11 protein-coding genes and 2 pseudogenes are annotated in these 13046 nt (G+C 71.5%); 5 read left to right on the top strand and 8 right to left on the bottom strand.

Annotation, left to right across the window (positions count from 1 at the left end; all coding sequences use genetic code 11):
• Positions 1 to 116: 116 nt before the first annotated feature.
• Positions 117 to 290, bottom strand: a pseudogene (locus ABZ564_RS27910) (IS5/IS1182 family transposase); the annotation flags it as partial.
• A gap of 67 nt (positions 291 to 357) precedes the next feature.
• Here ABZ564_RS27910 and ABZ564_RS27905 point away from each other — a divergent pair.
• Positions 358 to 593, top strand: a pseudogene (locus ABZ564_RS27905) (hypothetical protein); the annotation flags it as partial.
• A gap of 50 nt (positions 594 to 643) precedes the next feature.
• Here ABZ564_RS27905 and ABZ564_RS27900 read toward each other — a convergent pair.
• Positions 644 to 1066: a hypothetical protein gene (locus ABZ564_RS27900; protein ID WP_360861706.1), complete on the bottom strand. Its 423-nt coding sequence runs from the start codon at positions 1064 to 1066 to the stop codon at positions 644 to 646.
• 253 nt (positions 1067 to 1319) lie between these two features.
• On the opposite strand from ABZ564_RS27900, the gene ABZ564_RS27895 reads away from it, so the two are divergent.
• Complete coding sequence (locus ABZ564_RS27895) at positions 1320 to 1538, top strand: hypothetical protein (RefSeq protein WP_360861704.1); 219 nt, start codon at positions 1320 to 1322, stop codon at positions 1536 to 1538.
• 356 nt (positions 1539 to 1894) lie between these two features.
• On the opposite strand, the gene ABZ564_RS27890 is transcribed toward ABZ564_RS27895, so the two are convergent.
• The 6 genes from ABZ564_RS27890 to ABZ564_RS27865 all read right to left on the bottom strand — a co-directional run bounded on the left by ABZ564_RS27890 (position 1895) and on the right by ABZ564_RS27865 (position 9869).
• Entirely contained in the window at positions 1895 to 2737 is an 843-nt protein-coding gene (locus ABZ564_RS27890) for an endonuclease/exonuclease/phosphatase family protein (protein ID WP_360861702.1), read from the bottom strand.
• A 400-nt stretch (positions 2738 to 3137) separates the two neighbouring features.
• Positions 3138 to 4682 carry a helix-turn-helix domain-containing protein gene (locus ABZ564_RS27885; RefSeq protein WP_360861700.1) on the bottom strand — a complete coding sequence of 515 codons (1545 nt, stop codon included), beginning with the start codon at positions 4680 to 4682 and terminating at the stop codon, positions 3138 to 3140.
• On the bottom strand, positions 4679 to 5818 hold the full coding sequence (locus tag ABZ564_RS27880; RefSeq protein ID WP_360861698.1) for a DUF917 family protein: 1140 nt from the start codon (positions 5816 to 5818) through the stop codon (positions 4679 to 4681). The genes ABZ564_RS27885 and ABZ564_RS27880 overlap by 4 nt, the downstream gene beginning before the upstream one ends.
• Before the next feature lie 7 nt (positions 5819 to 5825).
• Positions 5826 to 6908 carry a DUF917 domain-containing protein gene (locus tag ABZ564_RS27875; protein WP_360861696.1) on the bottom strand — a complete coding sequence of 361 codons (1083 nt, stop codon included), beginning with the start codon at positions 6906 to 6908 and terminating at the stop codon, positions 5826 to 5828.
• A complete protein-coding gene (locus tag ABZ564_RS27870) occupies positions 6901 to 8463 on the bottom strand; it encodes a hydantoinase/oxoprolinase family protein (RefSeq protein WP_360861694.1) in 1563 nt (520 codons plus the stop codon). Before ABZ564_RS27870 ends, ABZ564_RS27875 begins: the two co-directional genes overlap by 8 nt.
• Positions 8464 to 8504: 41 nt before the next feature.
• The gene (locus ABZ564_RS27865; protein WP_360861692.1) at positions 8505 to 9869 is read right to left on the bottom strand and encodes a cytosine permease; all 1365 of its coding nucleotides are present in this window, start codon (positions 9867 to 9869) and stop codon (positions 8505 to 8507) included.
• A 326-nt stretch (positions 9870 to 10195) separates the two neighbouring features.
• Between ABZ564_RS27865 and ABZ564_RS27860 the strand changes: the two genes are divergently transcribed.
• From ABZ564_RS27860 to ABZ564_RS27850, 3 genes are all read left to right on the top strand, one after another.
• Positions 10196 to 10915, top strand: coding sequence for an aspartate/glutamate racemase family protein (locus tag ABZ564_RS27860; RefSeq protein WP_360861690.1), 720 nt, complete (start codon positions 10196 to 10198; stop codon positions 10913 to 10915).
• Between the two features lie 47 nt (positions 10916 to 10962).
• Complete coding sequence (locus tag ABZ564_RS27855) at positions 10963 to 12168, top strand: cysteine desulfurase-like protein (protein WP_360861688.1); 1206 nt, start codon at positions 10963 to 10965, stop codon at positions 12166 to 12168.
• 390 nt (positions 12169 to 12558) lie between these two features.
• Entirely contained in the window at positions 12559 to 12774 is a 216-nt protein-coding gene (locus ABZ564_RS27850; RefSeq protein WP_360861686.1) for a DUF6243 family protein, read from the top strand.
• The last annotated feature ends 272 nt before the right edge of the window (positions 12775 to 13046 follow it).

Genomic DNA, 13046 nt, shown 5'->3' with positions numbered 1-13046 from the left:
GCGCATCAATGAGGACTCCCGCCGTCGGCTCGGCAAGCACTTCGCTGTGTACGTTCGGCTGTACCCGCCTGTGCACGTTGACCTGTACGCCGACACCAGCCGGTCGACGAACACAGCTGGTGGCGGGCGCCTGCACCCGAGGCCCGCTTCCGGGCTCCTCCTCGTGCAGCATGTCGGCAGCCCTCGAATCCTTCCTGCCACGGCACGGCCAACTCCTCTGCCAGGCAGGCGAGATGCTGCCGAGAGACTCCCGTGAACAGCTGATGCGCCAGCACCGTCCGATTGGCCATGATCACCACACCCGGATCATGCCACCTGCCAGCCCGAGGCCTCACCCACCATCACGCACCGACTCGTTACTACCACCACCGCGAACAGCCCGAGCACTACCAGCAGTTCAACCGCGACACGCCCGGCTCAGAGTTCCCGGTGAACGCGCCTTCGCCCAGCTTGAGTCCTGGCGACTGCTCCGGCGAGCCAGATGCTCCACCCGCCGCGTCGGCGCCATTGTCCAAGCCGTCCACACGCTTCTGACCTGTGACCATTCAGGAGGAAAGAGTTCGCTGAGACGAGTCACGGGCAGCCGCGGATGAGGGACGGGCGGGGGCGGGCACTCTCAGCCGCCGCGGGAAGCCGCCCCAGGTCAATCCTGCAGCACCGCCGCGCCGTACCCCACCGGCGCCGACAGGAGCAGAAAGAGCCAGTCGCGGTCCTGGGCCTCCGTCTTGAACAGGCGCGCCGCCTCGCTGGTGTCGCTGGTGAAGAGGTGCCAGGCGTCGCTGAAGTCACCTCCATACGGAGCGACGGCGATCAGACAGAGGCCGAGGAGCGTGCCCAGGTAGGTGCCGAGCGGGGCGGCCAACGCGCAGACGACGGCGACCGACTGGCTGTTGTTGCTGTAGTTTCCGGCGATGATGCCGGTGACTGCGGCTATCGCCAGGGCGCCCCAAGTCATCAGCTGTGCCTGGTCCTTGATGACATAGGCCCAGACCAAGGACAGGCCGGCCGTCATGCCAAGTGCGATCAGGATGCCTGTGCCCTCGTCGTCGTTGCTCGACCCGCTCATCCCATCCCCCTTCAAGATGCGGCGGCCTCTGCGAACAGGGGCGCACCTGTGGCCCTGCACCACCTTGGACACGGGACGGGGCCTCAGCGGTTCCCCGCACGAGCTCTCCGACTCGCCATGAGCACAACCGGGCAACCCGGGTGGGCATTGTGCTGCAGGGCGGCCGGATACAAGACCGCCTCGGCGGCCTGACCACCACACCCCATGGGGTCCGCCGAACCGGAACAGGCCCGGAAGGTCCTTCGCATCCTCTATGCCGACAGTAGTTCCGGACGAGGTCTCGCCATGCCCGGCGGGCGAAGGTACGGGGACTGTCAGTGACAACCTGGACGGCGATGTGGTCGGCTCCCGCCCGGCGGTGCTCGGTGATCCGGGCAGCGATCTCGTCCGGTTTGCCCCAGGCGAACAGTTCGTCAATCAGCCGGTCACTGCCGCCACCGGACAGATCCTCGACGGCGAATCCCCCACGTAGCCAGGCCGACTGATAATTGCGCAGCTTCAGGTAGGGGGCGAGCATGGTCCTGGCTGTGGCGCGGGCCGCTTCGGGGTCGGTCTTGCGGCTGCGGGAGCGCGTGGTATGCGGCGGCCAGCTGCTCGGGGGGGCCTGTCCCAGATGGACACACACCCTGTCGCAACGGTGATCCGGCTCGTCGCGGACAAGACCGCGGAAGCCGTGAGCAGGTCCGCGCGGGGATTGCCGCCCGGGCTGCCGCCAAGCCAGACCGCCCCTTTCCTCACCCTGACGACCAGGCGCGGCGTGCTCCGATTGGTTGAGGTGAGGTTCCCCCTGTCGGGCGCCCGCCGAGCCGCCGGCAGCGACGGGCCCCGTTACGTCCTTCGCAGATCGGCCTGCACCAGATCGTGGTCCGAGTACGGAGTGAGATGCACCCGTTGCTCAAGCGGGTCGAAGCCACGAAGAAAGATGTAGTCGAACTTGCTGCGCCAATCGGTGGTCGGCTCGCACGTACCCGTCGCGGAGGGACCGCACCCGGGGTCCGCGTCCTTGGCCACATCCCACATCACGGTGATTTCGGAGGCATCCGGCACCGCGTTGAAGTCCCCGAGAACGATCGTGCGGTCGTACCGGGCGACCGCCTTCGCCAGCACGCCGGTCTGCTCCGCACGGACTGATTCCTGACGCCGCTGGGCCAGGTGCGTGTTGAACACCCGGACGCGCAGGCCGTCCACGAGGGTCGTGACGGCCATGTACCCACGGTCCTCGGAACCCCCGTCGGGGTACTCCACGTTCACATGGTCAGTCATCGGGGCGGCCGAGAGGATGGCCTGGCCAAAGCCCCCCGGGCTCCATGGCACTCCCCCGCAGCGGCTCCAACTCGGCAGAACCGATCCGTACTCGACGTGGTAGACCAGCCCGTACCGGTACTCCAGATAATCCCGGATCCTCTCGACATCACCCACACACGCCTCTTGCAGGCCGATCACCTGAGGCGCGTACGTGGCGATCTCCGCCGCCCTGCCGCCGTTCTGCCCGCTTCCCTTGCAGGGATTGCAGATATTCCAGGTCATGACACGGTTCGGCACGACCTCCTCGGGGGCATCGGCCGACAGCGGCTTGGCCATGTAGGCACCGTCCGAGGCGCTGGGTCCGGCGAGCAGCAGGCAGGCCATGATCAGCGCGCCCGCAAGCCACCGCGCGCCGGTTCCGGTCACCTTCGCCTCCTCGAAGCAGATTCACACCCCCGCATGCGAGGTCTCCCCGTGCGAGCTTATGTGACGGGATGTAGGCGCCACATGAGGTGCTGGATCTCGTGGCGGCACCACATCGGACAATGCCGGGAATCGGGAACGGAGGGGAAGGGTGGGCCGACCGGTGGGCCACCGACTGCTACGCGCACTCCCCGTACCGCGATCCTCGCGGCCTTGACCGGGGTCGGACCGGGACCATGCGCGGCGGCTCGTACCTCTGTCACGACGGCTACCGCAGCCGCTACGGCAACGCCCCGCCGCTCGAACACCCCGGGCTCCTCCCTGGGTAACACGGGCTTGCGCACAGCAGGGCAGCCAAAGGGGCCCGGGGGCCGACACGATCGACGGCGGGTGGGCGTTCACCTCAGGGGGACAGCAGGGAGCGGCAGGCCATCTGCAGGGCGAGGCGGTTGCTGGGGTCGTCCAGGTCCGCTCCGAGCCGGTCGCGTACCTGACGCAGCCGCGCGGCAACGGTGTTGCGGTGCAGGCCCAGGGCGCGTGCGGTGGCGGCGGCCGATCCGCCGTTCTCCAGGAAGACCCGCAGGGTGGTCAGCAGGTGTTCGTGCTCGGCGTCCCGCAACGGGGCGAGAGCCGTCTCGGCGAAGGCGCGGGTGATGTCCGCCTGCTGCCAGGCGGCCAGCAGCCGGCCCACGCCGAGTTCGTCGGTGTGTTCGACAGCGGGGCGGAACTCGCGCGTGGCCGCGAGGCCTGCCGCGTGACGTGCCTCGGTCAGGGTGTCGGCGAGGCCGCCAGGCCCTTGACGGGGCCGGCCGATGCCCGCGACCAGGCGCCAGACGGCGGGGAGTTCGCCCAGGGCGCGGCGGACGTCGCGCAGTACGCGTGAGGGGTCGTCGGTGGCGGGACGGGTGACGCTGCTGGTCCACAGAGCCCAGGTGCCGTCCTCGCCGGCGACGGCCTGCGCCGTGATGCCGTGCCGTTCCAGGGCGTCGGTCAGGAGTGCGGGTACGGTGTCGGGCCGGCCGGCCGCGGGCTGTCGCTCGGCGTGTACGTGCAGTCCCACGTGCCAGTCGTCCAGGCGCCAGCCGAGGGCCACGGCGCGCTCGACCGTCTCCCTGCTGACCGTGGCGCGGCCGGTGACCACTTCGGAGAGGAGCCGGCGGCGTGCCGCGTCGTCGTGGTCGGCGCGGACCCGGGCGCCCGCCAGCCAGGACCGTACGAAGGGTTCGAGCACCGTGAGGCCGAGCGCGACGGTGTCGGCGCGGTCCTCGTCGGCCTGACCGAACGGCCACACGAGCCAGGCCGGTACCGGTGTCGCACCGCCCGGGCGGTGTCCGTCCACCGGTTCGGCCAGGACCGGGTGGGCGAGGAGTCCGCCGGCGCGCTGGGGTACGGCGAGTTCCTGGCGCAGGGCCTGGGTGTCCACGGGTCCGCCCAGGATGGCGCCGCCGTCGGGGGTGACCAGGCTGAGGTCGGCCGCGAGGACGCCCCGGGCCACGGCGAGCAGATCGGTCCCCTGGGTACGGGTGGCGAGCCGGCGGATCAGCGTCTCCACGGTGCGGGCGCGTGTCACTTCCGGAGCGCGGACCTTGAGCGTCAGGTCGAAGGCCAGCCTGAAGGGGTCGTCGGTCGGTGCCCACAGCACCGGAATGCGCAGCCGGTCCGCCAGGCGCACCGTCGACAGCGGGGGTCGGGCGGCGGCGCCGGCCGTGACGCACAGGGCGGCGGCGCCGGCTTCCTGGGCGCGTCGGACAAGGGCGTCGAGGCGGTAGGCGGGTGTGGCGTCGCGGACGTCGCAGACCACGAGATGCCGGGTGACGGCAGTGGGTTCACCGCGGTACACGGTCACGTCGGTCACCGGGCGGTCGAGGCCGGCGTGCCCGGCCAGGGCGCGGGCGTCGCGCAGCAGGGGGTCTGCGAGCAGGTCGGCGACCGTGGGGGCGGCCGTCATCGAACACCCCCGCCCGGGGGGCCGGGGCGGGGGGCACCCCGGCCGAACGGTGTCGTGTTCCGCGGTCCCGGCCTGAGGTCGAGACCGAACGCCGACGGGCCGACCAGGGAGGCGGCTTCGGCGGGCCAGTCGTACAGCGCCGGCAGGCGCAGCAGGACGAGGTGGTCTCCGGGACGGATCTGGTCGGCGCGGACCGCCCGTCCGCCGCTGAGGTCGACGGCTGCGATGATCTCCGGGGTCTCGGCCCGTGTGACCCCGTCCACGGCGACCGCCAGGTACTCGTCGAGCAGGTCGATCCGGACGACGGCTCCGGTGCGCCGGTCGGTGAGGGTCGCCCAGCCGGGGCTCAGGTCCTGGCGCGGGACGATCTCGTCAACGCGGCCCACGGCGAGCAGGTCGGCGTCGAGGGCGGCGGCCAGTTCCCCGGCGGTGGCGCCCGGGGCTTCGACGGCGGAGCGGAAGCGTCGGCCCAGGCGCAGGCAGCTGCTGACCGAACCGGGTACGCCGATGCCGGCGAGGTGGCGCGCGGACGTCGCGTAGCCGGCGAACGCCGCGGCGGCACCGAGCGCGAGGACGTTGGCCCGCAGCAGAGGTTCGAACAGCCGTGCCGAGCAGACCGGGATGACGACGGTGTCGCCGCCCGGCCCCACCAGGGCGAGCGGTGGCAGCGGCAGTCCGTGCAGAGTGGCGACCGTCTGGTCGATGCGGGGGAACGCGCGGCCCATGAGGTCGCCGTCGACGAGCGGCAGACCGAGGCGGGCCGCTGCCGTCGCGGCGACGACGGCGTTCAGGCCCCCCACCTCGATCACCCCGACCGCCCCCGCGTCGCCGCCGACGGCGGCGGCGACGCGGTGCACGGCGCGCGCGAAGTCGTCGGGGTCGATGAGGCGCTCGGCGATCACGTCGGGCGCCCCGGCCAGGCCGACGTGCACGACGAGGGTCTCCGGTGGCAACGCGGACGCGGGTGTCACGGCGAGGGGCCGTTCGGCCAGGGCGAGGCGCAGCAGCAGCGAGCCCGTGATGGCCTCGCCCCCGCCGCCCGAGCCGAGCAGTGTCGCGCCGGCGGCCAGTGCGGGAACCTGGGCGGGGGTCAGCGTGAGCGTCACGGGTGGGGCGGCGGGCGGTGGGAAGGTCACCTTTCGATCATGACACTTCGGCGTGCGGGAGCGGCTCGTAGGGGTGTTCGTAACCGAAGTAGCCGGGGCCCGCGAGGGCCAGGCCCTCCGGGGTGCGCCACCGGGGGTCGCAGGGTACGCCGAGGACGCTGACCCGCAGCCCGTATCGGAGGGTCTCGGTGGTGACCGGCTCGCCGGAGTCGGTGTCCAGGACGCAGATCAGGTCGGGCACGCTCACCACGACCGCGCCGTCGCGGGTCGCGACGAGGTTCTCGTTCTGGAAGGACAGCTCCATGGTGCTCCCGCTGTCCTCGGTGAGTCCGGCGAGGACGGCGGTGCCGCGGGCGAAACCGCCGCTGGTGGTGCGCTGGACGTCGGTGACCTTGCCGGTGAACACCTGGCGTCCGCCGAGGACCCCGGCTGCCGCGGCGACCGGGTCGGTGTGTCCTTCGCGTGCTTCGCGGATGGAACGGCCCACCCGTTCGCACAGGGTGAGGGTGCCGGGGACGAGGTGGTCCTTGACCTGGCGTCCGGAGAGCACGTAGAGGCTGACGGCGGCGCTGCAGCCCATCTCGACCGTGACGGCGCGGGCCAGGCGCTCCGCCCACGCGTTGCCGTCGGTGCGCAGGGTGACGGCATTGCCGCGCTCGTCGGCGAGCGCCATCGGGGATGCCTTGATGCCACCGAGGGTGGGCAGCAGCATCTGCAGCTCGGGGAAGGCGCGTCCCATGCCGTCGGCGTCGATCAGCGGGATGCCCGCGTCGGCGGCGGCGACGAACGGCGACATCGAGTTCAGCCCGCCGGCCTCGATGGACACCGTGTGGGTGGCCTTGCGGCCGATGAGTTCCTCGACGGCGCGCAGGGCATGGAGGATCTCGTCGCCGGAGGGCAGTTTCTCCAGCATCACCGTGGGCGCGCCCATGAAGGCGGTGGGGATCACGACGGCGTCGTCGTCGATCTCGTCGACGTCGAGGAGGGTGACGGGTCCGTGCTGCTTGATCGCCTGCTGGGCGAGCAGCCGTCCGACGAACGGGTCACCGCCGCCGCCGGTGCCCAGGACGGCGGCGCCGCGGGCGAGGTCGGGCAGGTTGTCGGTGGTGATCTCACGCATCGTGGCCTCCCAGGCTCAGGTCTCCGACTGCCTTCACCCGGATCCGGGTCGCGTTGCCCGGCAGGTAGGCCAGCGGTACTTCCTCGATATCGACGATCTCGACCGATCCCGGCCGCGCGCCGGCGGCGACGGCACGGTCGACGGCTTCCTGCCTGGCCTCGTCGAGGACCTTGTCGCGGGCTTGCGGAACGACGGAGTAGACCCGGTCGACCTCCCCGCCGACCTGGGCGATCGCGGCGCCGATGGCGTTGGCCACGGCGAAATGGTCGGGCCGCACGACCTCGCTGGCCCCCACGAGGTCCTCGGGCACGAGGATGCTGCCACCGCCGACGGCGACGACGGGCACCGGTTCGGCGGAGGCCCTCATCCGGTCGACGACCTCGGAGAGCCTGTCGTCGACGTAGCGCAGGGCGGCGTCGACGACGTCCTTGTCGAGGTGGGCGACCAGCGCCGGGTCACCCACCTCGGCGCGTCCGCCGGCGACCGCGATGTCGGTGGCGGTCAGTCGCGTGCCGCCGAAGACCAGGGCCTCCTGCCCGAGCCGGTAGCCGACGCTGGCGGGGCCGACGGCGATGCCGGATGCCTGGTGGACGATGTGGCTGCCGCCGCCGATTCCGATGGACAGCACGTCGGGCATGCGGAAGTTGGTCTGGATCCCCGCCACCCGGACGTCGGTGGACGCCTCGCGCGGGAATCCGTGCTGGAGGATGCCGACGTCGCTGGTGGTGCCGCCGATGTCGACGACGGCGCAGGACTTCAGCCGGGACAGGAAGGCGGCCCCGCGCATCGAGTTGGTCGGCCCTGACGCGAAGGTCGCCACCGGGTAGCGGCGCGCGTAGTCGACGTCCATGAGGGTGCCGTCGTTCTGGCTGAGGAACACCGGGGCGCTGATCCCCGCGTCGGCCACGGTACGGGTCAGGCCGGTGGCGACCTGGTCGGCGAGGTCGCGCAGGGCGGCGTTGACGACGGTGGCGTTCTCGCGGCCGAGCAGGCCCATCCGGCCGATCTCGTGGGACAGGCTCACCCGGGCTTCGGGCAGCTGCTCGGCGATGATCTCGGCGGCCCGTGTCTCGAACTCGGCGTTGACCGGCGAGAACACCGAGGACAGGGCGAACGAGGTGGCCCCTGCGGCCACGGCCCGGTCCAGGACGGCACGGAATTCGGCCTCGTCGAAGGCGGCGATGGGGCTGCCGTCGTACTCGTGTCCGCCGTGGCACAGATAGCTGTGCCCACCGATCGCCGCCGCCAGCCGGTCGGGCCAGTCGACCAGCGGGGGCAGCGAGCGCGTGGCGGGGAGACCGAAGCGGATGGCCGCGGTCGGCGCGAGGCGTTCGCCCTCCACCAGGGCGTTGATGAAGTGCGTGGTGCCGATCATCACCGCGTGGACGGCCGTGGCGTCGAAGTCCGTCGCGGCGCGCAGGTCGCGCAGCGCGGTGACGATGCCGCCGGTGACGTCGGCGGTGGTGGACGCCTTCACGGCGCCCAGCACCCGGTCGCCGTCGATGAGGACGGCGTCCGTATTGGTGCCGCCCACGTCGATGCCCAGTCGGAGCATGTGGGTGTCCCTTCTCTTTGTTGCGTGTTGCGGGCCCGTAGTCAGGAGGCGGGCTGTGCAGGGGCGGAGACGGCACCGGCGGTGCCGGTGGCCGCTGTGCTGTCGCGGTGGGTCGCCACGGTGCCGATGCCGCGGACGAGTCCGAGGCGGGCGGCCGCGACGTACAGGACGAAGGCGACCACGACCGAGTTGATCGACGGCAGCCCCCAGTGGACGTACTTACCCACGGTGGCGGCGACGGCCCAGGTGACGAGCGCCGCGGGCACCCAGGCGGGTGCGTTGTCGGGCAGCGCACCCGCCGGGCGGGTCGTGTCGAGCAGTGGGCGCCAGGTCCGGGTCACGAAGTACTCGGCGATCATGATCCCCGCGATCGGCGGGAACAGGACGCCCAGCAGATCGAGGAAACCGGTGAAGCTGTCCAGTACGCCCATCGCGCCCAGGACGGAGCCCAGGACGCCGACGACCACGGTGACGGCTCCCCGGTGGAGGCGGCTGCCGAAGGTCCGTTCGACGAAGGTGACGATGCCCAGGGAGGCGGCGTACAGATTCCAGTCGTTCACCTTGATCGTGGCGGCCACGATGATCAGTGTGCCGATGAATCCGGACGTGGAGGTCACGATGGCGATCACGTCGTTGGTACGCAGGGCGAGCGCGAGGAGGACGCCGATGAGGCCGATGACGTACTCCCCGACGGTGATGCCGACGACGGTCTGTTTCACCACGTCCTGGCCGCTGCGGTTGAAGCGGCTCATGTCCGGGGTGATGACCGCGCCGACGATGAATCCGCCGGCCACGAGGGTGGTGCCCTGCAGGAGCGACAGCGGCGGCCCCGCCGGCTGCGCGGAGGTGAGCGCGGCCAGGTCGTGCCTGGACAGCTCCACGGCGATCGACCAGCCGGCCATCAGCAGGAACGCGGGCACGGTGATGTAGGCGGCCCAGGCCATGGACCCGACGCCCCGCACGACGAGGGCGGTGATCAGCAGGCCGACCACCAGGGCCCAGCCCCAGGAGGGCAGTCCACCGACCAGGTTCACCAGGCCGTCCGCCGACACGGCGTTCTGGATGCCGAACCAGCCGACAGCGCTGACGCTGATGGCGAGTCCGATCAGAGCGGCGCCATTCGCACCGAAGCCCGTCCACCGGGCCAGCAGCGAGGTGGACAGGCCCTCGCGCTGTCCGGCGATCCCGGTGAAGATCGTCATGATCTCGAGAATCACCGCCCCCAGGGTGATGGCGAGGACCGCGTTCCAGAAGGTCATGCCGAAGCCGAGGGTGGCTCCGATGAGGAAGCTGGCAAGGGTCGACAGCTGGCCGAAACGCTGGGTGGCCACCGAGAACCAGTGGAACCGGGCCGATGAGGGGACCCGGGCCAGTGCGTAGTCGTCGTGTCCGGAGTCAGACGCCATGGGAACTCCAAGGGGAGCGTGCGGACAGGCGGGAAGAGAACGGCCGGCGTGGGGTGTGACGCGTGCGGTGCGGTTCGTGTGGTGCGGGGCGGTGCGGCGAGGCTAAGTTCGCCCGCCCGAGGCCGTCACTATGCGATGGGCACCGTCAGCCCTGCCTGAATGGGCAGCCTGCACAGTCGCCGGCCGGTCGTCCCGGCCGGATCCGGTGGCAACGGTCCCCGTGCAAGGTGCACGGCCCTGCCCGCCGATCTGTGCCATGCGCACGTTGTGGGCCGGTCCGCCGCCGCCGAGGCTGGGCACCCGACCCCGTCTTCCCTGGAGGTGCTGTGAAACTCACGGTCGTTCTCCCCGTGATCACCGACGCGCTCACCGAGGAGGTCCGCCGGGAGGTCACCTCCTGGGCGGCCCCGGATACCGAGGTGGACGTGCGCCGCATCACGCGCGGCACCGCCTCCATCGAGTCGGAGTACGACGAGGCACTCGCCGCCCCCGGCATCCTCGACGCCGTACGGGAGGCCGCCGAGGAGGGCGCCGACGCGGTCTTCGTCAGCTGCTTCGGCGACCCCGGTGTGCACGCGGCGCGTGAGATCGTGGACATCCCGGTCGTCGGCGGGTTCGAGCCGGCCGTGCTGACCTCGCTCGCGCTCGGCGAGCGCACGGGTGTGGTCACGGTCCTGCCGAATGTGCTGCCGATGCTGCACGGCCTGGTGCGACGCCACGGTCTGAGCGAACGCGTCTCCTCGATCCGCGTGGTCGACATCCCCGTCCTCGATCTCGACTCCGGTGACCGGCTCCTGGACGCGCTCACCGCGCAGGCCCGCGCGGCGGTGACGGGACGGGAGGCCGACGTGATCGTGCTGGGATGCACCGGCATGCTCGGCGTGGCCGGAGCACTGCAGGAACGTCTCGCCGCCGACGGGGCGTTCGTCCCCGTCGTGGATCCTACGGGGGCCGCCGTGATGTGGCTGGAGTCGCAGGTGCGCCTGGGGGTACGTCCCAGCCGTACGACGTACATGCCGCCCCGTGCCAAGGACCGCGTCGCCTGACCCCGGGCGGCCCCCGCGACACGTCACCCTGTCCCTGGAGTTGAGTGATGACCTTCGATGCCGACGCGATCCGCGCACAGATCCCCGCCCTCGCCTCCGGTTCCGCCCGGTTCGACTCGCCGGGCGGTACCCAGACGCCGCAGCCGGTCATCGACGCCATCGTCGCGGCCCTCTCCGCGCCGCTGGCGAACCGGGGGCACACCACCGAGGGCGAGCGCAACGCCGAACGCATCGTGACCGGGGCGCGCACGGCCCTGGCCGACCTTCTCGGCACCGCACCCGACACCGTGGTGTTCGGCCGCAGCGCCACACAGCTCGCCTACGACCTGTCCCGGATGCTGGGCAGCACATGGCGCCCGGGTGACGAGGTCGTCGTCACCCGGCTCGATCACGACTCCAACATCCGGCCGTGGGTGCGGGCCGCCGAGGCCGCCGGCGCGGTCGTCCGCTGGGCCGACTTCGACCCGGTCACAGGAGAGTTGCGCCCCGAGCACATAGCGGCCCAGCTGTCCGGACGGACCCGGCTGGTCGCTGTCACCGCCGCCTCCAACCTCATCGGGTCGCGCCCAGACCTCCCCTCGATCGCGGCGCTGGCCCATGGCGTGGGTGCCCTGTTCCACGTCGACGCCGTGGGCTACGCCGCACATGCCGCGATCGACCTGACGGCGTTCGGCGCCGACACCCTGGTCTGTTCGCCGTACAAGTTCCTCGGCCCGCATGTGGGCGTCCTGACCGGCCGGGCCGAGCTCCTGCACTCCCTGCGGCCCGACAAGCTGCTGCCGTCGAGCGATGCGGTGCCGGAACGGTTCGAGCTGGGCACCCTTTCCTATGAGCTGCTGGCCGGCGCTCATGCGGCGGTCGACTTCCTGGCCGCTCTCGCCCCCGATGCGCGAGGCACGCGTCGCGAGCGGCTGGTCGCTTCGTTCGCCGCGCTCCAGGAGCACGAGCACGCGCTGTCCGACCGGCTGGTACGCGGGCTCGCGGCTGTCGACGGCGTCACCCTGCACGGGAGGGGAAAGTCTGACTCCCCGATCCTGCTGTTCACCGTGAAGGGCCATCGGCCCTCGGCCGTTTCGCGGCACCTGGCCGCGCACGGTGTCGACGCGCCTGCCGGCTCGTTCTACGCCGTGGAGGCCGCGGCCCGCCTCGGCCTGGGTGCCGAGGGGGGCGTACGGGTGGGCCTCGCCCCGTACAGCAGTACGCACGACGTCGACCGGTTGTGCGCGGCCCTGGCTGAGCTCGACCGGACATGACGCCCTGGCGGAGGTCTCGGGCGCCGGCCCGTCCGGCTCCGGGACGTGCGGTGGAGCCGCCGTGGATACGCCCTCGGGCGTCCGGGCCGCACGGCAGCGGTGGCCGGCCCGTTCTCGCCGCTCGGCGGGTACCGGGCGACGTGACGGCCTGGTGCAAGGCCGGGCCCGTTCCTGCACCGGGCCGGACCGGGCACGACGGCAGACGCGGTCAGGGCGGCGAAAGGGATGGTACGGGGGGCCGACGAAACCGGGTAACGTCTTTGGCGTGCACTTCCAGACGCCGATTCACGAGTGAGAGCGCGACGGGCCTCCACTGACGGCCTTCCACGTCGGCGCCCGTCCCCCACCGATGAGTCCGCGGACCACTTCACATCATGACCGGGAGAACCCGTGACCGTGAGCAAGAACATCAACAACCCCGTGGGCATGGGCGGCGGCCAGCGCAAGAAGCTGTCCCGTACCGAACGGCAGAACAACGGCCCGCACCGCAACCTCGACCGCCAGGGCGCAGCCGACCGCAAGGCGGAGCTGGTACGCAAGATGCGCGAGAAGGCCGGCACAGCCGAGAACGCCGGGCAGGCGGGCGACGGCACCGCACAGAACTGACACCCACGACCGGATCCGCAGGCTCGGCCAAGAGCCGGCTGTCCGGATTGCCCGTACGAGCCGACAGGGTCACAGCTTCGGCGGAGGGCGTGACGTCGATCAGATGGACGTAGCGCTTCTCGGTGATCGATACCACTTTGCTGGCGCCCACACCACGCCCCCGGCGCCGCCTCACGGCACCATCGCCCTTTCTGACGGAAGTGGGAAGTCGGCTCGTTTCGGGACGAGTGCAAAAGCGGCCGTGTGGGCACGGCGCTCGCGAAGATGCCCTG

The organism is Streptomyces sp. NPDC019224, assembly GCF_040632605.1.
Taxonomy (GTDB): domain Bacteria; phylum Actinomycetota; class Actinomycetes; order Streptomycetales; family Streptomycetaceae; genus Streptomyces.
The sequence above is the reverse complement of the archived record's forward strand: the minus strand, read 5'-3'. Positions and strand labels throughout refer to the sequence as shown.